Source organism: Streptococcus mitis, assembly GCF_003944325.1.
Lineage (GTDB): Bacteria > Bacillota > Bacilli > Lactobacillales > Streptococcaceae > Streptococcus > Streptococcus mitis_CW.
In genome coordinates this window covers 1-22555 of sequence record NZ_RJPX01000004.1, presented here as the reverse complement: position 1 = coordinate 22555, position 22555 = coordinate 1, and the positions used below count along the sequence as shown (strand labels likewise).

Annotated in this window: 24 protein-coding genes and 1 pseudogene; 2 read left to right on the top strand and 23 right to left on the bottom strand. The window is 41.3% G+C overall.

Annotated elements, in window-relative coordinates; genetic code table 11:
• Window positions 1–38: 38 nt before the first annotated feature.
• From D8787_RS02245 to D8787_RS02165, 15 genes are all read right to left on the bottom strand, one after another.
• The gene (locus tag D8787_RS02245; RefSeq protein WP_125420514.1) at window positions 39–908 is read right to left on the bottom strand and encodes a helix-turn-helix domain-containing protein; all 870 of its coding nucleotides are present in this window, start codon (window positions 906–908) and stop codon (window positions 39–41) included.
• A 129-nt stretch (window positions 909–1037) separates the two neighbouring features.
• The gene (locus tag D8787_RS02240; RefSeq protein ID WP_000444647.1) at window positions 1038–1730 is read right to left on the bottom strand and encodes a methionine ABC transporter permease; all 693 of its coding nucleotides are present in this window, start codon (window positions 1728–1730) and stop codon (window positions 1038–1040) included.
• 1 nt (window position 1731) lies between these two features.
• A complete protein-coding gene (locus D8787_RS02235) occupies window positions 1732–2793 on the bottom strand; it encodes a methionine ABC transporter ATP-binding protein (protein WP_000085666.1) in 1062 nt (353 codons plus the stop codon).
• Window positions 2786–4159, bottom strand: coding sequence for a M20 family metallopeptidase (locus tag D8787_RS02230; protein WP_125420512.1), 1374 nt, complete (start codon window positions 4157–4159; stop codon window positions 2786–2788). The genes D8787_RS02235 and D8787_RS02230 overlap by 8 nt, the downstream gene beginning before the upstream one ends.
• Window positions 4160–4255: 96 nt before the next feature.
• Window positions 4256–5110, bottom strand: coding sequence for a MetQ/NlpA family ABC transporter substrate-binding protein (locus D8787_RS02225; RefSeq protein ID WP_125420510.1), 855 nt, complete (start codon window positions 5108–5110; stop codon window positions 4256–4258).
• 153 nt (window positions 5111–5263) lie between these two features.
• Complete coding sequence (locus D8787_RS02220) at window positions 5264–6094, bottom strand: amino acid ABC transporter substrate-binding protein (protein WP_125420508.1); 831 nt, start codon at window positions 6092–6094, stop codon at window positions 5264–5266.
• A 103-nt stretch (window positions 6095–6197) separates the two neighbouring features.
• On the bottom strand, window positions 6198–6521 hold the full coding sequence (locus tag D8787_RS02215) for an AzlD domain-containing protein (RefSeq protein WP_125420506.1): 324 nt from the start codon (window positions 6519–6521) through the stop codon (window positions 6198–6200).
• Window positions 6511–7206, bottom strand: a complete 696-nt coding sequence (locus D8787_RS02210; protein ID WP_125420504.1) for an AzlC family ABC transporter permease — start codon at window positions 7204–7206, stop codon at window positions 6511–6513. The genes D8787_RS02215 and D8787_RS02210 overlap by 11 nt, the downstream gene beginning before the upstream one ends.
• Before the next feature lie 239 nt (window positions 7207–7445).
• Window positions 7446–7730: a bacteriocin immunity protein gene (locus D8787_RS02205; protein WP_125420502.1), complete on the bottom strand. Its 285-nt coding sequence runs from the start codon at window positions 7728–7730 to the stop codon at window positions 7446–7448.
• A 13-nt stretch (window positions 7731–7743) separates the two neighbouring features.
• Entirely contained in the window at window positions 7744–8085 is a 342-nt protein-coding gene (locus tag D8787_RS02200) for a hypothetical protein (protein ID WP_125420500.1), read from the bottom strand.
• Between the two features lie 367 nt (window positions 8086–8452).
• The gene (locus D8787_RS02195; RefSeq protein ID WP_125420498.1) at window positions 8453–9316 is read right to left on the bottom strand and encodes an Rgg/GadR/MutR family transcriptional regulator; all 864 of its coding nucleotides are present in this window, start codon (window positions 9314–9316) and stop codon (window positions 8453–8455) included.
• Between the two features lie 102 nt (window positions 9317–9418).
• Window positions 9419–10429, bottom strand: coding sequence for a tRNA (adenosine(37)-N6)-threonylcarbamoyltransferase complex transferase subunit TsaD (tsaD, locus tag D8787_RS02190; RefSeq protein ID WP_125420496.1), 1011 nt, complete (start codon window positions 10427–10429; stop codon window positions 9419–9421).
• Window positions 10419–10856, bottom strand: coding sequence for a ribosomal protein S18-alanine N-acetyltransferase (rimI, locus tag D8787_RS02185; RefSeq protein ID WP_125420494.1), 438 nt, complete (start codon window positions 10854–10856; stop codon window positions 10419–10421). Before rimI ends, tsaD begins: the two co-directional genes overlap by 11 nt.
• The gene (tsaB, locus tag D8787_RS02180; protein ID WP_125420492.1) at window positions 10853–11536 is read right to left on the bottom strand and encodes a tRNA (adenosine(37)-N6)-threonylcarbamoyltransferase complex dimerization subunit type 1 TsaB; all 684 of its coding nucleotides are present in this window, start codon (window positions 11534–11536) and stop codon (window positions 10853–10855) included. The genes rimI and tsaB overlap by 4 nt, the downstream gene beginning before the upstream one ends.
• A gap of 524 nt (window positions 11537–12060) precedes the next feature.
• A complete protein-coding gene (locus D8787_RS02165; RefSeq protein WP_125420488.1) occupies window positions 12061–12276 on the bottom strand; it encodes a hypothetical protein in 216 nt (71 codons plus the stop codon).
• A gap of 276 nt (window positions 12277–12552) precedes the next feature.
• On the opposite strand from D8787_RS02165, the gene D8787_RS02160 reads away from it, so the two are divergent.
• Together D8787_RS02160 and rnjA are read left to right on the top strand one after the other, a co-directional pair.
• Window positions 12553–12786: a DNA-dependent RNA polymerase subunit epsilon gene (locus D8787_RS02160; RefSeq protein WP_000639572.1), complete on the top strand. Its 234-nt coding sequence runs from the start codon at window positions 12553–12555 to the stop codon at window positions 12784–12786.
• A 1-nt stretch (window position 12787) separates the two neighbouring features.
• Window positions 12788–14467, top strand: coding sequence for a ribonuclease J1 (gene rnjA / locus D8787_RS02155; protein ID WP_033686139.1), 1680 nt, complete (start codon window positions 12788–12790; stop codon window positions 14465–14467).
• A 49-nt stretch (window positions 14468–14516) separates the two neighbouring features.
• On the opposite strand, the gene mnmG is transcribed toward rnjA, so the two are convergent.
• From mnmG to D8787_RS02115, 8 genes and pseudogenes are all read right to left on the bottom strand, one after another.
• Entirely contained in the window at window positions 14517–16430 is a 1914-nt protein-coding gene (gene mnmG / locus D8787_RS02150; protein ID WP_000221914.1) for a tRNA uridine-5-carboxymethylaminomethyl(34) synthesis enzyme MnmG, read from the bottom strand.
• Window positions 16420–16848: an NUDIX hydrolase gene (locus D8787_RS02145; protein ID WP_125420486.1), complete on the bottom strand. Its 429-nt coding sequence runs from the start codon at window positions 16846–16848 to the stop codon at window positions 16420–16422. Before D8787_RS02145 ends, mnmG begins: the two co-directional genes overlap by 11 nt.
• A gap of 11 nt (window positions 16849–16859) precedes the next feature.
• Window positions 16860–17315: an NUDIX hydrolase gene (locus tag D8787_RS02140; protein ID WP_185776729.1), complete on the bottom strand. Its 456-nt coding sequence runs from the start codon at window positions 17313–17315 to the stop codon at window positions 16860–16862.
• Window positions 17316–17455: 140 nt separating this feature from the next.
• Window positions 17456–18577 carry a tRNA 2-thiouridine(34) synthase MnmA gene (mnmA, locus tag D8787_RS02135; protein ID WP_125420482.1) on the bottom strand — a complete coding sequence of 374 codons (1122 nt, stop codon included), beginning with the start codon at window positions 18575–18577 and terminating at the stop codon, window positions 17456–17458.
• 164 nt (window positions 18578–18741) lie between these two features.
• The gene (locus tag D8787_RS11795) at window positions 18742–18948 is read right to left on the bottom strand and encodes a hypothetical protein (RefSeq protein WP_125420480.1); all 207 of its coding nucleotides are present in this window, start codon (window positions 18946–18948) and stop codon (window positions 18742–18744) included.
• Between the two features lie 401 nt (window positions 18949–19349).
• Window positions 19350–19979, bottom strand: a complete 630-nt coding sequence (locus D8787_RS02125; RefSeq protein ID WP_125420478.1) for an ABC transporter ATP-binding protein — start codon at window positions 19977–19979, stop codon at window positions 19350–19352.
• A complete protein-coding gene (locus D8787_RS02120) occupies window positions 19976–22084 on the bottom strand; it encodes a bacteriocin-associated integral membrane family protein (RefSeq protein WP_125420476.1) in 2109 nt (702 codons plus the stop codon). Before D8787_RS02120 ends, D8787_RS02125 begins: the two co-directional genes overlap by 4 nt.
• Window positions 22085–22234: 150 nt before the next feature.
• Window positions 22235–22555 (bottom strand): annotated as a pseudogene (locus D8787_RS02115) (hypothetical protein); the annotation flags it as partial.

The following is a 22555-nucleotide window of genomic DNA, read 5'->3' as shown; positions in this document are numbered from 1 at the left end:
CCTATTTATTTTTCGTCAATTGATGTAATGAGAATATATTACAAATCTTCATTTGAGAGCTGATTTGCAAAATAGTTTTCATAATATCTTGCACCATCTATATACTCTAAATCTTGTAAGATTGTAATGCCTCTTTGGATTTTTTCAAGCCCCTTATTTTCTACTTTAAAAATAGTATCATAATACCCTTTAGCAATCATATAAATGATTTTAAGATAAGCTTGAGATTCTGGCAATTCTCGTTTTTCAATCTGAAAAACAAAATAGTCTGCTTTTAATTTATCCTTTTCCTCTATCGCTTTAAAGAGTCCATTAATCAAAATGGTATCAATAGCGACTTTGTTACTAGGTAAAGAGCCTAATAAATCTGTCTTTTGTAGCATCTCCCTAGAATATTTAAAATAGAGGGGCAGAGGGAACAAAGTAGAAATCGTTGAAAATAATTCCAATTCATAATTTCCCCAGATATCAATAGTAAAAAAATAGTCATAGAGAAAAGTCAATTCTTCATCCGTTGCCCTGATTTCTGAATCAAAAAACACGAGAAGGCTTTTGATACGAATCATTTGTAAAAGATAGCTTTTTTTAGCACTTGATCTATACTTTTTAGTCGTCTCTTCATACAAGGAATGGAGAGAATCAATCCCTTCTCTGTCATATAGTTCCCAGAGATTTTCCTGAAAAGCCAAAAACTGTTTCTGAGAAAAACCACGTACCAAGTACATAAATTCATTCAAATCAGAGTGGATGTTATCTAAGGCAGTAATCAATTTCATAGATGATAAGTCTGCTTCTCCGCGCTCAAATTTGCTCAGCATGGAATAAGTAAACTCTCCTCCCGTCGCCTCTTGTAGAGATACATTCCGACTCTTTCTCAATTCTTTAAAAACTTCTCCTAGATTTTGCATATTGACTCCCCACAATTCTTAACTCTCTAACTCATAAAAATAACGACTGATAGTAGCTAGTACAGAAAATTTCAAGTCTTGACTATAACAACAACTCCTATGAATGATGTACAGATTGCCTTGCACTTTTTATTTATGACTCAATTTCTTAGTCAAGAAATCTCCCAAGAATTGGATTGCAAAGATAATCAAAATGATAATGATGGTTGCCAAGATGGTCACATCGTGATTGTAGCGGTTAAATCCATAAGCGATGGCCACGTTACCAATACCACCAGCTCCAACCGCACCGGCCATAGCTGTTTCCCCAACAAGTGAAATCAAGGTCACAGTCGTCACACGTATCAAATCTGGAAGACCTTCTGATAGGTAAACACCTACGATGTCCCAGAAAGTCGCTCCGCTCGCTTGAGCAGCCTCAATGACACCACCATCTAGCTCAGCCAAGACAACCTGCACCTGACGGGCAAAGAAGGCAAAGACTGCAAAAGATAGCGGTACGATAGCCGCATTTGGCCCGATACTTGTCCCTACGATTAGGTGTGAGAAGGGTGACAAGACTGCCAAGAGAATGATAAATGGCACCGCACGGAAAATAGAGGTAATCTTATCCAAAATCCAAAAGACAACCTTATTTTCCAAGACACCGCCTGGCGCTGTCAAGACAAGGAAAAGACCTGCCACTAGCCCCAAGAAACCTCCGATGATAAAGGACAGAACTGTCATATAGAGGGTTAGGTAGATAGCTGTTCCCCAGCCTGCTTGACCAGCCCAGCCCATTTTATAGACATTTGGTAAATAGGTTTGAATCAATGATTCCATCTTACTGTCCTCCCTTCAATACTTTTAGTTGTACGCCTGCTTGACGAATGGCTTCTTGGGCACCTGCTAGCGCTGCTTTTTCACCTGACAAGACCACAACCAATTCTCCAACAGGAGTGCCGTCGAGGATTTCGATATTTCCATAAAGGATATTAGCCGTTACTTGGTAATGCTTGTACAATTCATTCAAAAGTGGCTCGTCTGTTGAAGCACCTGCATACTTGAGTTGCACCAAGAGACTGTTTTCAGACAAGTGTTCCACGATTTCTTGCTTCTCAATCTTAACCATGGCTTCATCAATACCTGTGGCTGTTGAGATAAAGTCTTGAGTCAAAGGTTGTTTAGGGTCTGAGAAGATTTCAAGAACACTGCCCTCTTCAATCAAGTGCCCATCCTGCATCACTGCCACACGGTTGGCAATATCTTTGACAATTTGCATTTCATGCGTAATCAAGACAACCGTCAAGCCTAATTTTTGGTTTAAATCTTGCAACAAGGCCAAAATCTGCTTGGTTGTCTTAGGATCAAGGGCAGAAGTTGACTCGTCTGAAATCAAGATTTTTGGATCATTTGCCAAGGCACGTGCAATGGCCACACGCTGTTTTTGCCCTCCAGATAGTTGTGAAGGGTAGTTTTCAGCACGGTCCGCCAAGCCAACCAAGTCCAACAACTTGGCTACTTTAGCTTTCTTTTCTTCCTTGCTGAGTCCAGAGTGTTTGAGGGCAAAGGCTACATTCTCCTCTGCTGTCTTTTGGCTCATCAGGTTAAAGTGCTGGAAAATCATCCCGATATCCTGACGTTTACGACGCAACTGCTCTGCCGTTAAGGTCACCTTGCCATCAAAAATCACATCATCGTCAATAGTAATTTTCCCTGCAGATGGTTTTTGTAAGAGGTTAATCACCCGTACAAGGGTTGATTTCCCTGCTCCAGAATATCCAACGATTCCGTAGATATCCCCTTCTTGGATGTGAATAGTCACATCCTTGACCGCTGTGATGGTTCTCTTCTTTTGGTGAAAAGTCACATCGATCTGATCTAACTTGATAATATCTCTACTCATAGCTTCTAATCAGCTCCTCTACTAATTCAATATGGGTGTAATAATCGGCGATTCGCACGTTTTCATCTCCACCGTGGTCTCGACTATTGGCATTTCCTAGACCGAAGGCCACCATTGGTACCTCTAGGGCATCAAAGACCGTATGCATAGGGCCTGTTCCAGCTGTAGTCGGCAAGACTGAAACGCCCTGTGGATAGAATTTCTTGGCCAACTCGATTACATTAAGAATGGCTGGCGCGCTCATATCGCTTCGATAGCTCATCTCTCCCAAGGTATAGTATAATTCTACCTTATCAAAGCCATTTTTGTCTAGCTGTTTCCGAATTTTTTCCAGAACATCATGCGGTTCTAGACCAGGAACCAAACGAACCTCTAGCTTAGCACTGGCTTCTGCTGGTAAAATCGTTTTGACTCCTTGTCCTTGATAACCTGACTGAATCCCTTCGATATTAAGGGCTGGCTCGAAAAAGAAACGTTTCAGAAAGGCTGCACGCTCCTCTTGTAAGAGAGGCAATTCCAAACCATAAATCTGGCTGATTTCCCCTGGATTTCGTTGGGCGTAAATATCCACCAAGGCCAATTCCCGTTCGTTTGGCTCTTGTACTTCTTCGTACAAGCCTTCAACCAAGATACGGCCATCTGCAGCGCGAAGAGACTGTAAGGCTTGAAGGAGATACCAGGGAGCTGATTCCACAACCCCACCATAACTAGAGTGAATATCCACATCAGCACTTTTTACCTTGGCATCAAAGGTCACAATCCCCTTGTTTCCGCCAGAAATTTCCAGCTGTTCCAAAGCATTTTTGGTTCCTTGTTCCCAGACCAACAAATCCGCCCCACGGAGTTTGTCTGCATGTTTTTCCAGATACTTATCTAGGTCTGTCGAAGCCGATTCCTCCGCTCCCTCCATGATAAAACTGATATTGACAGGCAGGTCATCATGGTGCTGCATATACTTTCTCAAAGCACTCAAACGAGCCGTGATATGACCCTTGTCGTCATCAACCCCACGCCCATACATAAAACCATTGCGGACCGAAAGCGTAAAAGGAGCCTCTGTCCAGACCTGATCCCCATCCGCTGGCACAGTGTCATAGTGGTTATAGAAAATCAAGGTCTTGGCATCTGGACGCGAACTCTTGAAATGCGCCATGACAAAGGGGGCCGTATAAGTCTCATCAATCTCCACTTCAGCCCCAACACGTTTGAAAATTTCACCCAGATAATTTGCGACTTCCTTAAGTCCAACCTGCTGGGCAAAGACCGACTTCTTAGAAATCAAGGTACGCAAAACCTCAAAATAATGCTGGGCTACATGATCCTTTTCAAATTTTTCAATCTGTTCTTGTTCGCTAGGAAAAACCATATTCTCTCTACCTTTCTATGAACTACTCTTCCTGACAATCCATGCTCTATACAAAAGCAAGAGGTGGAATTCTCTCTCCCACCTCCCTGTTTCTTATTACCAAACTGGTTGATCCAAACCGTCTGATGTTTCTTCGATAACTTTTTTCACTTCATCTGTATGGTAAGCTGCAACAACTTTCTTGATAGCATCAGCTTTTGGTGATGACTCCCAATCTTTTTTCGCAACGATGATGTTGTACCATTGTTTTGAGTTTTCATCAGCTTGTTCTTTGAAAAGTGCTTTCTTGTAGTCCAATTTTGCTTCTGTAACGAAGGTATTGTTTACAACGGCAGCATCAACTGATGACAATGAACGAGCTGTTTGGCTAGCGTCCAATTCAGTGATTTTCAAGTTCTTTGGATTTTCTTTAATGTTAGCAACTGTTGCAAGAGCAGTTCCAGAAACATCCAATTTAATCAAACCAGCTGATTGAAGCAAGTAAAGCGCACGGCTTTCGTTTGTAGCGTCATTCGGTACAGAGATTTCTCCGTTTGCTGGGATATCTTCTACTTTAGTGTACTTGTTGTCACTTCCATTCAAACCTGAGTAAAGACGGATTGGAGAGATATAAGTATCTGCAATCGCTACAAGGTCTTTCCCGTTTTCTTTGTTCCAGTTGTTCAAGAAGTTGTAGTGTTGGAAAGCGTTCAAGTCTACTTCGCCATCAGCAGTTGCCTTGTTTGGTTGTGAGTAGTCTGTAAACTCTGTAAATTCCAAAGTGATACCGTCTTTTTTAACCAATTCTTGGATTTTGTCCCAACGTTTTTCTTCAGAACCGCTACGGTTAACAGTTGCGATTTTAACAGTTGTTGCATTGTCTGCTTTCTTTTCTGAGTTTCCGCAAGCTGCAAGAGCCAAACCTGCGACTGTAGCAAGGGCTGCTACACCAAGCCATTTTTTAATTTTCATGATTCTTTCTCCTTAAAAATAATACCGTACTAGTATCTCACAATTTGTTTGATTTCACAAATTGTTATTAGATAGTCAGATATATAGTTTAAAACTATATCCCTAAAGACTCAGAAATCACCCATCTGAATCAGAATGGATGATTTCAAAAAATTATTTAATATCAGCCTCTGCTGGTAGATAAGTGTCTCCGAAGAATTGTTTAGATAACTTTTCAAGAGTTCCGTCTTTGTAGAGTTCTTTGATGCGTTTGTCTACAAATGTTTTCAACTCATCTTGACCTTTAGCAAGAAGTGGGTAAACGTAAGGTTGTTGGTCGCTTGGAAGTTCGATAACTTTCAAGTTGTCCAAACCTTGGTTCTTGATGACTGTTTCAACACCGATTTTATCAAAAATCTTGTAGTCAAACTGGCCATCGCTCAAGCGTCCCATGATTTGTTGGAAGTCAGCTCTAGTATAGTTAAGGACAGTTGGATTATCTGAGTGTTGTTTGTTGTAGTCTTCTAACTGTTTAGCAGAAGTTGTCCCTTGAACAACTTCTGTTGATTTTCCACCAATATCGTCAAGCGATTTAATGCTAGAATCATCTTTTTTCACTACAAGAACGTTAGGGTTTTTAGCAGTTGGCGCTGCATAAAGGTATTTTTCTGCACGTTCTTTAGTGTAGCTGATGTTATTAACCGCCATTTGGTAACGGTCAGCGTCAAGTCCTGCAAAAACACCTGACCACTCTGTTTTTTCAAACTTGACTTCATACTTATCAGAGTCTTTAAAGATAGCACGAACTAGTTCAATCTCATAACCAGTCAATTCACCATTTTCTTCATAGTTGAATGGTTTTGGTGAAGCATTGGTTGCAACGATAATTTCTTTCTTGCTAGCTGCTTCTCCTTCTTTCTTAGCACCACCTGAGCAAGCTGCTAGCACACCTGCAGCAATAAGCCCTAGGGCAGCAAGAGATGAGTATTTAACGATTTTTTTCATGTCATTTCCTCCAAAATAGAATACCTTATAATCTTAACAGAAAAAGAGCATTTACGCCATTATATGATATCTATCTCTGTGATAGATTTTCTTTATAGCTAATTTAAAAGACCAAACGCAAGACTGCAATCAAAATAACTCCAAAGAGAACTGTTCCGACTAGATTACGGTAGCGAAAGGCTACCCAAGCTGTTGGAAAGACGGCTAAGAAGTCTAGCCATTTAATTTGAGGAAGGCTCCCAACCTTACCTGTCACTACGCTTGAAAGAATCAAGGCAAAGATAATAGAAACGGGCAAAAACTTCAAAAAACGCTCAACGATAGCAGGCAAGCCCTTATACTTGACCAAGATGAAGGGAATCATACGGGGAATCCAAGTCACAAGACCAGAGAAAATAACTGCTAATAGAAGAGACTTACTGACCATCTAAAACCACCCCCATTGTACAACCTAGCAAGGTCGCAAACAGAACAGCTAGCGACTGAGACACCACTGTCAAGAGCAAAAAGAAGGACACCGCAACAACTGCTAGGATAATGAGCAGATTGCGGACAGGAATCCGTCTTTGCATAATCTGGAATTGCGAAGCAAAAATTCCGATGAACATCCCAACCAGGGCAAAATCCAATCCAAAGATCTCTGGATTTGGCAGCAGGCCACCCAGAGCCGTTCCGACAACTGTTCCCACAAACCAAGCCACATAGCTGTTGAGATTGTTTCCATGCATCCACATAGGATTGACCTTGTCTGCATGGACCAATTCGCCCATCAAAACACCATAAGTCTCATCCGTCAAGATACTAGACATACCGATATTGTGCCAGAGACTTGTATGACGGAAATAAGTTGATGCGTGTAAACTCAATAAAAAGAGACGCAAATTGATCAAAAAAACCGTCATAGCAATAGCTGCTACAGGTGCTTGAACCGCAATCAGAGCCAACATGGCAAACTGGGCACTCCCAGCATAAACAAAGAGGCTCATCAAGCCCATCTCAACAGGTGTCACATAGGGCGCACCGATAATCCCACAGGCAAGGCCAATACTGACATAACCAAGGGCCGTTGGCATAGCTGCCTGCGCCCCCTCCCAAAATCCTTTTTCTTTCATCTTTCTCCTCATATTGTCTTAATAAATAGGCTGAATCAGTTCCAGCCACAGCATGGACTATTATAACACATTCGGGAAAGAGAAAAAAGTCTGCTGATTGTAATCAGACAGACTCCATTTTATTCCAGTGTATCAAAAACAAGACTTGGTTTGGCATTGAGATTCAGACCTTGCTTATTATTCTTTTTCATTTTAGATTCATGCATTATATAACCGTTAATACCGTATTTTATAATGAATCATATCTTAAAAATACCAGACCACACTATTCCCTGCTTGTATTTAGCTTCTTTCTTTTGGACAAATTTTGCTAAATCCAACAACTCTGTCGGCGGTTCACCTTTAAAGCTCAACAATTCTTTAGAAACGGCAAATGAAAGACGTGCAGCTAACAAATCTTCATTACTACTAGAAAACTGTTTCGCTGTTTCCAGCAATTGCTTCCTAAAGTCTTCCGTCAAGCTAATTTCTTTATTATTGTACAGGGAATGAATTAAAATTTGTAACTGACTCTGTTTTTCCATCGTTTACCTCATTTTATCTAGGACGCCAAGGACCGTATTTCCCCCAACCATCTACTATAACATTTGTAGTATGTTCCCAAGTAGAAATATATTGTATAGTCTTCCATTTATTAGTTTTTGTGTTATAGTAAAAATCGTAAGGTGCTGCTCTGTATTTATAAACCCAATAGTTATCCGAGTCATCCACGGGATCATAAGTTAGGACAACAGTTCTATCTTGAATTCGAGCACTGGATTCTGCTTCTTCGACAGAAGGACTATTAGCAAACACAGTTGTTGTGTTCAATGCTACTGTATTTAAGAAAACAAAGCTAGTTAGAATAATTCCCGTTTTTAGTATAAATTTAGCTTTCATAGTTAGTTACTCCTTCCCAATAAGTAATATGACATAAATATAAACCATCATTTCCTAATATCAATTGCTAGTTTGAACTTTGATTATAGGAAAATCTTTTTCCATTTATAAACCACTTATGCGACCTAGGATTTGCTTTAAGTACTTTACAAGGACAGTATAACACGAAAATTGGCTTATTTTAAAAAATCGCATATTTGATATTTTTTCTTATAGAAATTTCAGATTTGCGATTTTAGTAGATTTGATTATTTTCCTGCTATAATAAAGTTACTACTAACAAGGAGGGATCTAATGATGAAAANAAGAAAAATCCAACTGATACTCCTGCTTATTTCGGAGTGGGTTATCGTCTTCCCGTTTCTAATCAATCGATAAGTTCTTTGTATTGCTTCAAACGCAATTCAAAAAGGGCTAGCAATTGTGGATTTTCTAATACTTGCAGAGATTGGATAAAGTGTTCAATCTCTTTTTGATTGCTTCCTTTGGTTTGAAGAAAAATACTCATTTTCTTTAAAAATTGCCACGATACTTTCTCAAAAACATCATACGGACGGAGCATGCTCTCCAACTCGGCTTCAAAGATTGGGATATAGGAGAAAAGTTTTCGCTCCATGAGCTCTGATAAGATATTTAAGAGTCCTTGCTTCATATACAATCGATTATGTAGTAACTCTTTAAATTCCTTGGATTTTTCAAGTAAAAAGGTTGATAAAAATATCAAATCTTGGTTACTTAAGAAGGGCATAGTATTGCAAAAGAGATAGAGTTCAAACCAGGTCCAAGACTCAATAGCATAGAGATAGATGGTCAGAAACTCCCTATCCTCATCTGTTAGCGGATAGCTCTTATTTAAGGAATGGATGGCATTTTTAATCACAATAGCATTCAAACGACGATAGGTCTGCGCCATCTGTTCTTGCTCGACTTCCTCCAACAGTTGCTCTAAGCCAGCTATATCTTGATGGGCAAAACGATCCACAACCCTTCTACCAATTCGCATATGTGGAGATTCTTGATAATTGTTGAGCTTATGGCCAAACTCATCAAAATTCATATTGATTCCTTGAATAGCTAGAATTAACTTGTCCGCAGATAGCATAGACTGCCCTAGTTCAAACTTGGACAACTGAGAGGCTGTTAGTCCAGCACAAGCCACATCTGACTGCTTGAGCTTTCTCGCCAAGCGCAATTCCTTGTAAAATTCCCCCAATTCCATTCTCTCAATCATCTTACCACCTCCTATTTTTTATATATTATATCATTATTTTACAGTTTTGTCAAAATATTCTGACATTTTAGCAAGTGAAAAAGTCAGCCTTAAGCTGACTCCTTATTCCATGGTACCAAAAGCGAGACTTGGTTTGGCATTGAGGTCCAAGCTTGCAAAATTTTCTTTGTTCCTCTCGCTGACGCTGGCATAGGCAATCATTCCTGCATTATCTCCGCAAAGACGCAGAGGTGGGATGATGACCTTAACATCTGTGATTTCGGCTGCTAGGCGTTCTCTGAGACCTTTATTGGCTGCCACGCCACCTGCCACGACAAGAGTTTTAACAGGGTATTTCTCCAAAGCCTTCTTAGTTTTTGCCATGAGAATGTCCATAACTGCCGCTTGGAAGGACGCACACAAGTCCTCTGTGGACAAGCTTTCTCCCTTTTGCTCGGCATTGTGATGAAGATTGATAAAGGCAGATTTCAAACCTGAGAATGAAAACTCCAGATTATCTTCCTTAATCATAGCACGAGGAAAATCATAAATATCCTGTCCCTGATGAGCTAGCTCGTCAATCTCACGACCTGCAGGATAGGTCAAGCCCATGACACGGCCGACCTTATCATAGGCCTCACCAACCGCGTCATCTCGCGTTTCTCCAACAATCTTGTAATCCCCAGCCTCAGAAACATAGACCAACTCCGTATGACCACCGCTGACCAAGAGGGCTAGCAAGGGAAACTCCAAAGGCTCCACACTCTGAGCTGCCATGAGGTGGCCAGCCATGTGGTTAACGGGAATCAGCGGAAGTCCATGTGCCCAAGCAAAGGCCTTAGCTGCTGACAAACCAACGAGTAAGGCTCCAACCAAGCCTGGTCCATAGGTAACCGCGACAGCCGTTACATCCTCTTCGGTAATCCCTGCTTCTGCCAGTGCCTCCTCGATACAGGCTGTAATGACCTCGACATGGTGACGACTGGCTACTTCTGGAACCACGCCCCCAAAACGTTTATGACTCTCAATTTGACTAGCAATGACATTGGACAAGAGCTCATCGTCATTTTTCAAGACGGCAACACTAGTCTCATCACAGGATGTCTCAAATGCTAAAATATATCTATCCTTCATCTATTTCTCTCTTCATGATGATGGCGTCCTCGACTGGGTCATGGTAGTAGGCCTTTCGCTCAGCGATGACTGCCATCTTTTCTTTCTTGTAAAATGCTTGCGCTCGTTGGTTTGACTTTCTGACTTCGAGGAAAATCTCCTTGTCTGTCGGCAATTGAGCAAACAAGGCTGACGCAATCCCCTGACCCTGATAGGCTCCTTTAACAGCAATTTGCAGGACTTCTGCTTCAAAAAGATTCTCCTGCACGGCTAGAAAGCCAATCACTTCTTCCCCATCATAAGCCAGAGCGTACCAAGTCTGGTCTTGGAACAGGTCTGCTTGGATTTGTTCCAGCGTCCAAGGACTGACTGGGTAAATATCTGCCATAACAGCGTAGATGGCTTGAGCCAAGTCAGGCTGCTGTTGGATTCGTTTGATTTCAATCATAGGCGCTTAATGTAGGACTCACCAGACTCGGTATGGTTCTTGAGCCAGTTTTCCTCAGCTTCAACTCGTTTGAGGTAATTCGGCACAAAATCGTGCAAGGAGTCTGCTTCCTTATCCCAGGCCAAAAGAGCAAGATTGGCTGCATTAGGCAAGGTTTCTTTGTAATTAGTCCTTGGCAAGTGTTCTTGAATTTGCTCCACAAAGGGGCCAACTTCTCCGACAAAGGTTACCTGACTAGCACCCTTGATTAGCTCAATCACTCGCTCAAAAGGCAGGTGTGCTTCTGGCATGACAGGCTGAGCATTTTCATAAAACCCTGCATAAACATTGTTGCGACGCGCATCCATCAAAGGAACGAACAAGCCTTCTTGTTGGTATGGCACCAGAGCCAAGAGGCTAGACATACCAACCAACTCGATGTTCAGAGTGTGAGCTAAGGTCTTGGCAGTTGCTACCGCAATTCGCAAGCCTGTGTAGCTACCTGGTCCTTCCGCCACCACGATTCGGTCCAAATCCTTGGGCGTCCAGTCCAAACTTACCATCAAAAAATCGATGGCAGGCATGAGGGTAATACTGTGATTTTTCTTAATATTAATCGTCGTCTCGGCAAGAACCTGCTTGTCCTCTAAAATAGCTAGAGAAAGAGCCTTGCTGGACGTATCAAAAGCTAATACTTTCATAACATATTCCTATCTTTTTGTCTGCTTACTATTATACTACAAAAGCTGGCACATGGGAATTTTCTTTATCCCCAAACAGGAATACCCTCACTTAACTAAAAATAATTTAAAAAGATGTTCACTTTTCCTTTTCTTTTCCGAATATAAAAGTGAACAAGAAAATTGAAAGGATCTCCGTAAAAAGTTTGGTAAGTCATGCTAGATAAAAAACACATTTTTAGAAGGATAAATTTTATCTTCTTCATATCTTACAGTTTGCTCAGCATTCTCAATGATTTAAACATTACTACTATCTCTTTACCGATTGATTTATCTGTTTGTATTGTTTTATTTTTAGCCTTCAACTCTATTTTTGAACAGAAGAATTATTAACATAAAACTAATAAGCTCTGAAAATTCCATTGTCATGTCATTTTAGAAAAATGTAAAAACCACCTCATCTGGATAGATGGGGTGGAATTTTCGTGTCATAAATCTACTATCTTTTACTCCCAAACAAAAATGCCCTAGCATGAGCAGGGCATCTAAGCATTTAATCCAAAGAAAAATACAAACCAAACGACATAGGTTACAAGGAGGAGAAAAAGCGAATAGAGAGTCACAAAGGTAATCTTCCACAAGAACTTGGTTTGTCGTTGTTCTAGTTTTGCAAACAGAAGATTCCCTCCATAAACACAAGCAACAAAAATAATAAAAGCCACCAAGCGAACTCCGATAGCAAAAGCAAATAAGTTATACATAGGGCAACCTCCTTGACTTAAAAACTATAGGGAATTATGACAAACGATAAATTCCACTCCCATTATCAAGATAACATATTTTCTTTATTTTTGCAAGCGCTTACCAAATGACTCTATGACTTTCTCGTTTCCGTCTTTTACTAATTTTTCATTTTATGTTATAATTGAAACAATTGTAACGAATCAAGGTCAATCTAGACACAAAATGGAATGAAATCAAGCAAATCTCTGCTAAAAGTTTGGAATAAGCTGACCTGTAAAATAGAAAGGAACTATATGATTTACAAAGTTTTTTATCAAGAAACAAAAGAACGTAGCCCACGTCGTGAAACTACACGCGCACTTTACCTAGACATCGATGCCAGCTCAGAACTTGAGGGTCGTATCGCTGCTCGCCAACTTGTCGAAGAAAATCGCCCAGAGTACAATATCGAGTATATCGAACTCTTGTCTGACAAATTGCTAGATTACGAAAAAGAAACTGGCGCCTTCGAAATTACGGAGTTCTAATATGGCCTACACTCTTAAACCTGAAGAAGTCGGCGTTTTTGCCATCGGTGGTCTGGGAGAAATCGGGAAAAACACATACGGAATTGAATACCAAGACGAGATTATCATCGTCGATGCTGGAATTAAATTCCCAGAAGATGACTTGCTGGGTATCGACTACGTCATTCCTGATTACTCTTACATCGTAGACAATATCGACCGCGTCAAGGCTGTTTTGATTACACACGGACACGAGGACCACATCGGTGGGATTCCTTTCCTGCTCAAGCAAGCAAATGTCCCTATCTATGCTGGACCGCTTGCCTTGGCTTTAATCCGTGGAAAACTCGAAGAACACGGCCTCTTGCGCAACGCCAAACTTTACGAAATCAACCACAACACTGAGTTGACCTTTAAAAACCTCAAGGCAACTTTCTTTAGAACCACTCACTCTATTCCAGAGCCTTTGGGAATTGTCATTCATACTCCTCAAGGAAAAATCGTCTGTACGGGTGACTTTAAGTTTGACTTTACTCCAGTTGGAGAACCTGCAGACTTGCACCGTATGGCTGCCCTTGGGGAAGAAGGCGTACTCTGTCTTCTCTCGGACTCGACAAATGCAGAAGTGCCAACCTTTACCAACTCTGAAAAAGTCGTTGGTCAGTCCATCATGAAGATTATCCAAGGCATTGAAGGACGCATTATCTTTGCATCCTTTGCCTCAAATATCTTCCGTCTCCAGCAAGCAACTGAAGCTGCTGTTAAGACTGGACGCAAGATTGCGGTCTTTGGTCGCTCTATGGAAAAGGCCATTGTCAACGGAATTGACCTTGGCTACATCAAAGCTCCTAAGGGAACCTTTATCGAGCCAAATGAAATCAAAGATTACCCTGCAGGCGAGGTTCTCATTCTCTGTACAGGTAGTCAGGGTGAGCCAATGGCAGCCCTCTCTCGTATCGCCAACGGAACCCACCGTCAGGTGCAACTCCAACCAGGTGATACGGTTATCTTCTCTTCTAGTCCAATCCCTGGAAATACGACTAGCGTCAACAAGCTGATTAACATCATTTCTGAAGCTGGTGTCGAAGTTATCCACGGTAAGGTTAATAATATTCATACATCTGGACACGGTGGCCAGCAAGAGCAAAAACTTATGCTCCGCTTGATTAAGCCAAAATACTTCATGCCTGTCCACGGTGAATACCGCATGCAAAAAGTCCACGCTGGACTAGCGGTGGATACTGGTGTCGAGAAGGACAATATCTTTATCATGAGCAATGGTGATGTGCTTGCCCTTACTGCTAACTCAGCTCGTATCGCAGGTCATTTCAACGCCCAAGATATCTATGTCGATGGAAATCGTATCGGTGAAATCGGCGCTGCTGTCCTCAAAGATCGTCGTGATCTATCTGAAGACGGTGTCGTTCTGGCAGTCGCAACTGTTGACTTCAAATCGCAGATGATTCTGTCTGGTCCAGATATCCTCAGCCGAGGCTTTGTCTACATGAGAGAGTCTGGTGATTTGATTCGCCAAAGCCAACGCATCCTCTTCAATGCCATTCGTATCGCACTGAAAAATAAGGACGCCAGCGTGCAATCTGTCAATGGTGCCATTGTCAACGCCATTCGCCCCTTCCTTTATGAAAATACCGAACGTGAACCGATCATTATCCCAATGATCCTCACACCAGATGAAGAATAATACTCAATGAAAATCAACAAAACAGCCCCGTCTTCGGAGCTGTTTTTCTCTATGCTTTCTTTTCTTGATTTTTAGAAATACTACGATTTTTACCTTCCAGATACACCATCAGAATAGAAATATCTGCTGGGTTTACTCCCGAAATACGGCTGGCTTGGCCGATGGTTTCTGGATTGATGAGTTTGAACTTCTGACGGGCTTCTGTTGCGATAGAATCAATATCATCCCAGTCAATATTAGCTGGAATACGTTTTTCTTCCATGCGTTTCATCTTGGCAACCTGATCCATGGCTTTGGAAATATAGCCTTCGTACTTGATTTCTGTTTCAATCAATTCGATAATCTTGTCATCCAAGTCCTCTGCAGCTGGCCCGATGAAAGCTACCACATCTTGGTAAGAAACTTCTGGACGGCGAAGGAATTCCTTGGCAGTCACCGCATCTGTCAACGGCTTGAAGCCCATCTCCTCAACCTTGGCATTGGTTTCCTTGACTGGCTTGAGTTTGATACTGTCTAGGCGCTTCATCTCATTGTCAAATTGATTTTTCTTGATTTCAAAGCGAGCCCAGCGTTCATCATCCACAAGTCCAATCTCACGTCCCATCTCTGTCAAACGCATATCGGCATTATCATGACGGAGGATGAGGCGGTACTCAGCACGACTGGTCAAGAGACGGTAGGGTTCAATAGTTCCCTTGGTCACCAAGTCATCAATCATCACCCCGATATAACCGTCACTGCGCTTCAAAATCAACTCAGGCTTGCCTTGGATTTTCAGAGCCGCATTGATACCCGCGATAATCCCTTGGCCAGCAGCTTCTTCGTAACCTGACGTTCCATTTGTCTGGCCAGCAGTAAAAAGTCCTGAGATTTTCTTAGTTTCCAGAGTTGCACGCAACTGGTGAGGCAAGACCATATCGTACTCGATGGCATAACCTGTTCGCATCATCTCTGCATTTTCCAAACCTTTGATAGAATGAACCAGCTCACGTTGGACATCCTCAGGCAGACTAGTTGATAGACCTTGGACATAGACTTCCTCTGTATTGCGCCCTTCTGGCTCTAGGAAGAGTTGGTGGCGTTCCTTGTCCGCAAAGCGCACAATTTTGTCCTCAATCGACGGACAGTAACGAGGTCCCACTCCCTTGACCACACCTGTAAACATAGGAGCACGGTGGAGGTTATTTTGGATAATTTCATGGCTGGTACCATTGGTGTAGGTCAACCAGCATGGCACTTGATCCTTGACATAGTCCTCATCACGCGAAGTGTATGAGAAGTGATTTGGCGCTTCGTCCCCTGGCTGAATCTCTGTCACATCGTAGTTGATAGAAGAAGCCTTGACACGTGGAGGCGTTCCTGTCTTGAAACGACCGATTTCAAGACCAAGTTCCTTAAGATTGTCAGCAAGGTTAATCGAAGCTAGGCTGTGGTTAGGACCTGATGAGTACTTGAGGTCTCCGATGATAATTTCCCCACGGAGGGCCGTCCCTGTCGTCACAATAACAGCTTTGGCAGCATATTCTTGATGGGTCGCCGTACGTACACCGACAACCTTTCCATCTTCGACCAAAATCTCATCAATCATGGTCTGACGAAGGGTCAGATTTTCTTGGTTTTCAACTGTCTTGCGCATTTCCTTAGAGTAAAGCTCCTTGTCAGCCTGCGCACGAAGGGCACGCACCGCTGGCCCCTTCCCTGTATTGAGCATCTTCATCTGGATGTAAGTCTTGTCAATGGTCTTAGCCATTTCACCACCGAGGGCATCGACTTCACGCACAACAATCCCCTTGGCAGAACCACCGATAGAGGGATTACAAGGCATGAAAGCCAACATTTCAATGTTGATAGTCGCAAGCAAGACCTTACAGCCCATACGGCTGGCAGCTAAGGAAGCCTCGACCCCAGCGTGTCCCGCACCAATTACAATAATATCGTATTCTTCTGTAAAATTATAAGTCATTTCTTAACCTTTCAAAAATTTCTCGTAAATAAGGAACTAACTTCTCCTCCTCTAGAGCTTGAGCCATAGTAACCCATTTAAAGTGTGTATGCTCTTCAGGATCTAATCTGATAATTGGCTTCTCCCCAACCCACTCTGCTTTATAAACTAAGCGAGTAAAGACAGTATCCTTAGAAGTATCCAGTTGACTATCTTCGTGAAGAAGTTTGAGCGAACTGCTATCTAGCCTAACTCCCGCTTCTTCAATGCATTCTCTAAGAGCACCATCTCGCGGAAGTTCACCCTTTTCAACCCCGCCACCAGGAATATCCCAGTAAGTTGGATAAACATTGGGTTGTCCTCTTTTAATTTCCGAACGCTGAATGAGCAAATAATCATCACCACTATGAACAAGTACATGGGCAATAAGCTTAACCATCCTTTTCTCTCCTATTCCTCAAGATGAATGTGTCTTAGTTGGCCGTCCCAATCTGGTAGGGCTGTTTTTAAAAAGGCTGGAACTAGCTGGAAATCCTGAAGCTGGTCCAAGTCAATCCACTCACAAGGTTGCCTTTTCTCATCTTCCTGCATGGTCAGTGGGGCATCTTCAAGCAAGTCCACCAGATAATGAAACTCGATATTGTGATAGGAAACACCGTCCTGTTCAAAACGATTTTCAACTACGAAAGCTAGTTGCCCAGCTTGAGCTTTAACACCCAGTTCTTCCCTCACTTCACGGACTACCGCGTCTTCCGTTTTTTCGTTAACTTGAATCGCACCGCCGATAGTGTAATACTTGCCCTTATCTTTGGTGACTAGAAGCTTGCGATTTTGGACAATCAAGGCTGTCGCCCGAACTCCAAAAACCGTATTGTCTACTTTTGTCCGAAAGTCTTGCTGAGTCATTCCTATCCTTTCCCTTAAACGACACAAAAACAGTCAAAACTCCAAAGAAGTGCAGGACAAAAAAGCCTGCAACATCCATGAGCTTTGACCATCATTTCTATTGCTGTTATTATTGTAGCAAATTGAGAAAATTTGTCAATCTAAATGTACTGACAAACTTGTCCATCGCGGTAAGCATTGTCAATCAAACCGCCACCGAGACACTCTTCGCCATCGTAAAAGACAACTGCCTGTCCTGGTGTAATCGCGCGTTGTGACTCTGCAAAGATAACTTCTGCCTTATCTCCTTTGACATGGACGGTCACCTTCGAATCAGGCTGACGGTAGCGGAATTTTGCTGTGCATTCTAGCGTAAATTCCTCTGGCATCTCACGAGTAAAGTGGACTTGACTGGCTTCTAGACTGGTTGACATGAGCGAGTCATGGTAGAAACCTTGCCCGACATAGAGAATGTTCTTACTTAGGTCTTTTCCGACAACGAACCAAGGGGCATTGTCACCTCCGTGTTGCCCACCGATACCGAGACCTCCACGCTGACCAATTGTATAGTACATAAGGCCTGCATGCTCGCCCATATCGCGACCATCCACTGTCATCATACGACCAGGCTGAGCCGGCAGGTAGTTGCTGAGAAAGTTTTTAAAGTTCTTTTCTCCGATAAAGCAAATTCCTGTTGAGTCTTTCTTCTTAGCAGTCGCAAGGCCTGCTTCTTCTGCTAGTCTGCGAACTTCAGGCTTTTCCAAATGCCCCAGTGGGAACATTGTTTTTTGAAGTTGTTCTTGCGAAAGCTGGCTGAGGAAATAGGTCTGATCCTTGCCATTGTCCACACCACGAAGCATGTGAACGATGCCATCCTCATCACGCGCCACTCGGGCATAATGGCCAGTCGCTACATAGTCTGCCCCTAAAGTCATGGCATAGTCCAAAAAGGCCTTGAACTTGATTTCCTTGTTGCACATAACATCTGGATTTGGCGTACGTCCTGCACGGTATTCCGCTAGGAAATACTCGAAAACGCGGTCCCAGTACTCTTTTTCAAAATTGACAGAGTAATAGGGAATGCCAATCTGGTCTGCCACCGCAGCCACATCCTTGTAATCTTCGGTCGCCGTACAGACGCCGTTTTCATCTGTGTCGTCCCAGTTCTTCATGAAGATACCGATCACATCGTAGCCCTGCTCCTTGAGAAGAAGAGCCGTCACCGACGAATCAACACCACCACTCATCCCCACGACAACACGTGTTTTAGAGTTATCACTCATGGTAAGTCTCCCATCTATTCGTTTATTCACGATTGAAGGTCGTGTGTGCTTTAACGATTGAAGGTCGCTTGAGCAGTATTCATTATAACATGCTTGGTTAGAGAAGACAAGAAAGAGGCTGATAATCTGCCAAGCTCTTACATAGTATATATTTCAAGTCCAAACTATTCTTTATAGAAAAAAGTCCTATAAATTCGAGCAATAGTTAAAATACAAACAAATATAATTCCCAAAATAGATAATACTATTTTCACAAAGTTCATTTCAGAACCTATTACATAGATATGAAAAATAGGGGCTAGTCCTACACATAGAGACAATAGATAACTAATAAATCTTATCTCACCAATTCCAGCAAAAAAATGTTTCATGTAATGATTCTCCATTTGCTCTATTAAATCCGTTTTATTTTAGAGTAGCATAAAATAAGCAATCCTTCAATAAACTCCATTGACGAAATACTATTCTAAAGCATTGCTAACTCAGATTTCTCAGAATAGAGCTGTCCAAACTATCGAACAGATCAAATACACACATATCTATGCAATTCTATGTTTAGAATTGCTATAAAATAAATGTTTTAGGATTATTCTAAGCCTTTGACTGCTTAAAATTTTACGTTCTGAAGAATTCTAAAGCTAGAATAGCTCAAAATCACGAGAACTAAGGTATTCGAAGCTTAAGAGTCATACGATTTCCAAATAAGTGTTTTAAAATTAAATTTTAAAGGTATCCTTAAATCTAAAGATTTTTGATAAGATTTCTGTATTTTTCACAATTCAATGATCCGATGACATTGTTGGGCTACATAAGCATCGTGGGTCACGATAATGACTGTTTCCCCCTCGCGATTCATCTCTAAGAGAAACTTCAAGACCAAATCTCTATTTTCAGGATCCAGCGAACCTGTTGGTTCATCGGCTAAAATCAGCTGACTGGGTTTTAAGATGGCTCTAGCAACTGCAATTCGTTGTTGTTCGCCACCAGATAACTCGGAGACCTTTTGATGCAAAGTAGCTGACAAACCTACTCTCTCTAAAATCTCTTCCACCTTTTTGAACTTGTCTTTCTTGGACAATTTCACATATTTCAGCGCCAGCATGAGATTGTACTCGACCGTTTCATCATCAATCAGGGCAAAATTTTGAAACAGATAAGAGATATGTTCACGGATTATTGTTTGCGACTTAGCAGAATTAACCGCTAGATTTGTCTGACCAAAAATCTCATACCGTCCACTATATTCACCATCTATCAAACCTAATAAATTTAACAAGGTCGACTTGCCACTACCACTTTTTCCAACGATGGCAACCAAATCTCCCTGATCAATCCTGAGAGATAAGTGATCCAAAATCACTTTTCCTCCAATGGTTTTGGTAATATTTTCTAACTCAATCATAAGATGCCCCCTTTCAATAATTCTACTAGACTTCTTTTCTCCATCCTAGAAGCCAAGACTAGCACAAATAGTATATCCAGACATGTAAAGCCTGCAAACAGCAGGAGTGGCAAGAGCGCATGGGCAAAGAAAATCAATACTAGAAGAGGGAGACTATAGCCCAACAAGAGCAGAACTAGAAGAGGGCGGTAGCGATCGACCAGTTTCCACCCCATAAATTTCTTGGTAATGATGTCCCTGCGCTTCAATAAGAAAGTTGTTACTAGTAAGAAGTAGGAAATCATCATGCTAAGGAGACCAAACAAAGCAAAGAGTATATTAAGATTTCGAACTGCATCTCGATAAGAATCTACTTTCTCTTGTTGAATGGCTTGAAGCGATGAAAATTTTAAATAATTCCCATCTGATAATTTCTCAACTAACTCCGTAATCACTTTTTGATTTTGTTCTGTATTTTCAACTTTCATAGGATTGTTTAAACCTGTCGTTGACAAGCGAGTCTTTTCTTCCCACATCATGTCTTGATCATTTACCAGACTAATGATTGGATTGTGGAGGTTTTCCTTTCGCTCATTATTATAAGGGAAGAATGACCAATCTCCTTCATAGTAGGCAATTTCTACATCCATATCTTCTATTGTTTGCTTTTGCTGATCTTCATACCTCAGAGAAAGATAGGCGATGGATTTTCCCAAGAACTGATTCTTACCTTCTTGTCCTTTATCACTGGCTGGCATCAAAATAACTTTTTTAGTGCTGGTATCTGGTAACTTGAATCCCTTGCTCTTTAGAAAATTGCTATTAGCATAGTAAACATCTACCTTATCAGGCAGTTGGTACTGCTGTACTTGTTCAGCTTTGATGACTGGTTTGATAGGAAGACTCGCACTTCGCACATAATTTACTTGTATTTTTGCTAGCAAATCTTGATAAAATTGGTAGAAATAATCTGTAGATTTCCCTGACCCTGCTAGCTCTTCTTGCCACAGGTTATCATTGAGTTGGAAGGTTTCTAAGGTCAAGTAATTCCCTTGGCTTACCCACTGTTGCTGATAAGCAAGTTCTTTGTTTTCTTGTTCTAGACTTCTGCCTACCCCAATCAGTAAGGCCGTCAGTAAAATAGTTGTCCCTATTTTCATCACATAATTGAAGATGAGACCAAGTTTGACAGATGAAAAACCTTTCAACATGGAACTAACTGTCATTTTCTGAATCATCAGGTAGGTCAGCCAACTAATGAACAAATACAACTGTAAAAGCAGAAATTGGGATAAGAGTAAACTTGGGAACAGAAGTTTTGGCCTGTAGTCCAGCACTAAAAATAGTCCCAAGTCAATGACAAGACTTCCACCCAAGAGAAGATAAAAATTAGTTTTTACAAAACCAGCTAAAATCGCCCCGCTTTGAAAACCAAGTAACTTTTGAACCCCCACTCGTTTCATCTCCATCATCGGCTGATAAACTGTTACTAACACAAGAAGTAAAATAGCCAAGACAAAAACAATGGCAGATAAAAGCAAATCTCGATTTATGACTTCCACTGCACTTTTATAGGTAGGCTCTAGCAAGGTAGCCTGGTCTATCTTGAAAAAATCGCTCCATTTCTGTACAATCCTATCCTTATCCATCTCTTGTGTAGAAGTTATCGTATAGCGACCATTTAAACTACGAGATGTATCCTTGATATAGGTTTGAAAAGTTATAAGCTGAATAGGCTTGGCTTTTAGAAAGGTCGGTATCGTACCAAGTTTATTAGAAATTTCTTTATTACTGTAGACTCCTTCACCATCTGTGGTAAAATCAAGAGAAGAAATCCCAAACTCTTGGTAGGGGAAGGTATCTTTATCAAAAACACCAGACTTGATTACCTCATCACCACTGTCTGTTTTGATGATGGAGACTTTGTACTCCTTTGATACATCCTCAAAAAATCGAAGAACAGACGCTGCAGGTTCGTTAATATCTTTCAAATACAAATCCAAAGAATCTACAGTCTTTCCCATTTCCCGAATCCGAACCGCTTCACGTGTGTAGTTTACATTAAAAACAAAAAAAGTGGTACACAGCAACAGCAGAAACATACAAAGATGACTGATTTTTTTCATAGAGATACCTCCCGTGAAGAGACTAAACTGGGAAAAAACTAACTTTCCAATAAAGCCACACAGTGATTCTCTCAGCTTGATTATGTTTAAGGCTGAAAACACTATGTGGTTTTTGAATGTTTAGAGGTTAGTTTTTGGAGCAATTGTCTATCAGAATGCTCGATTATCTGTCAATAATCCTAGAAAATCTTGTCTTTTCAAGTCGGAGAAATGTTTGGTAGGAAGACTTCCTTTTTGAAGTCCATCATCTCTAACCTGTAAATAATAGCTATGTTGGCTTGTTTTAATTGTCAAAAAATCGCCAAATACAAAAGCTCTTTTCCAGTTGCGAATCTCAAATTCTTTCGTCTCTGATTTTGGAATGCGGATAAGTCCTTGCCGCAAATCGCGATGATGCTCATTTGTGAAAGTCATCCCATTTCCAAGATTTCTTATCAGCAATTCATCTGGTGTTACCATCACTAGTGCTAT

Excerpts from the sequence above, each read along its gene's own strand:
- D8787_RS02245 (WP_125420514.1), bottom strand. The coding sequence starts at position 908 with ATGCAAAATCTAGGAGAAGTTTTTAAAGAATTGAGAAAGAGTCGGAAT.
- D8787_RS02240 (WP_000444647.1), bottom strand. The coding sequence starts at position 1,730 with ATGGAATCATTGATTCAAACCTATTTACCAAATGTCTATAAAATGGGC.
- D8787_RS02235 (WP_000085666.1), bottom strand. The coding sequence starts at position 2,793 with ATGAGTAGAGATATTATCAAGTTAGATCAGATCGATGTGACTTTTCAC.
- D8787_RS02230 (WP_125420512.1), bottom strand. The coding sequence starts at position 4,159 with ATGGTTTTTCCTAGCGAACAAGAACAGATTGAAAAATTTGAAAAGGAT.
- D8787_RS02225 (WP_125420510.1), bottom strand. The coding sequence starts at position 5,110 with ATGAAAATTAAAAAATGGCTTGGTGTAGCAGCCCTTGCTACAGTCGCA.
- D8787_RS02220 (WP_125420508.1), bottom strand. The coding sequence starts at position 6,094 with ATGAAAAAAATCGTTAAATACTCATCTCTTGCTGCCCTAGGGCTTATT.
- D8787_RS02215 (WP_125420506.1), bottom strand. The coding sequence starts at position 6,521 with ATGGTCAGTAAGTCTCTTCTATTAGCAGTTATTTTCTCTGGTCTTGTG.
- D8787_RS02210 (WP_125420504.1), bottom strand. The coding sequence starts at position 7,206 with ATGAAAGAAAAAGGATTTTGGGAGGGGGCGCAGGCAGCTATGCCAACG.
- D8787_RS02205 (WP_125420502.1), bottom strand. The coding sequence starts at position 7,730 with ATGGAAAAACAGAGTCAGTTACAAATTTTAATTCATTCCCTGTACAAT.
- D8787_RS02200 (WP_125420500.1), bottom strand. The coding sequence starts at position 8,085 with ATGAAAGCTAAATTTATACTAAAAACGGGAATTATTCTAACTAGCTTT.
- D8787_RS02195 (WP_125420498.1), bottom strand. The coding sequence starts at position 9,316 with ATGATTGAGAGAATGGAATTGGGGGAATTTTACAAGGAATTGCGCTTG.
- tsaD (WP_125420496.1), bottom strand. The coding sequence starts at position 10,429 with ATGAAGGATAGATATATTTTAGCATTTGAGACATCCTGTGATGAGACT.
- rimI (WP_125420494.1), bottom strand. The coding sequence starts at position 10,856 with ATGATTGAAATCAAACGAATCCAACAGCAGCCTGACTTGGCTCAAGCC.
- tsaB (WP_125420492.1), bottom strand. The coding sequence starts at position 11,536 with ATGAAAGTATTAGCTTTTGATACGTCCAGCAAGGCTCTTTCTCTAGCT.
- D8787_RS02165 (WP_125420488.1), bottom strand. The coding sequence starts at position 12,276 with ATGTATAACTTATTTGCTTTTGCTATCGGAGTTCGCTTGGTGGCTTTT.
- D8787_RS02160 (WP_000639572.1), top strand. The coding sequence starts at position 12,553 with ATGATTTACAAAGTTTTTTATCAAGAAACAAAAGAACGTAGCCCACGT.
- rnjA (WP_033686139.1), top strand. The coding sequence starts at position 12,788 with ATGGCCTACACTCTTAAACCTGAAGAAGTCGGCGTTTTTGCCATCGGT.
- mnmG (WP_000221914.1), bottom strand. The coding sequence starts at position 16,430 with ATGACTTATAATTTTACAGAAGAATACGATATTATTGTAATTGGTGCG.
- D8787_RS02145 (WP_125420486.1), bottom strand. The coding sequence starts at position 16,848 with ATGGTTAAGCTTATTGCCCATGTACTTGTTCATAGTGGTGATGATTAT.
- D8787_RS02140 (WP_185776729.1), bottom strand. The coding sequence starts at position 17,315 with ATGACTCAGCAAGACTTTCGGACAAAAGTAGACAATACGGTTTTTGGA.
- mnmA (WP_125420482.1), bottom strand. The coding sequence starts at position 18,577 with ATGAGTGATAACTCTAAAACACGTGTTGTCGTGGGGATGAGTGGTGGT.
- D8787_RS11795 (WP_125420480.1), bottom strand. The coding sequence starts at position 18,948 with ATGAAACATTTTTTTGCTGGAATTGGTGAGATAAGATTTATTAGTTAT.
- D8787_RS02125 (WP_125420478.1), bottom strand. The coding sequence starts at position 19,979 with ATGATTGAGTTAGAAAATATTACCAAAACCATTGGAGGAAAAGTGATT.
- D8787_RS02120 (WP_125420476.1), bottom strand. The coding sequence starts at position 22,084 with ATGAAAAAAATCAGTCATCTTTGTATGTTTCTGCTGTTGCTGTGTACC.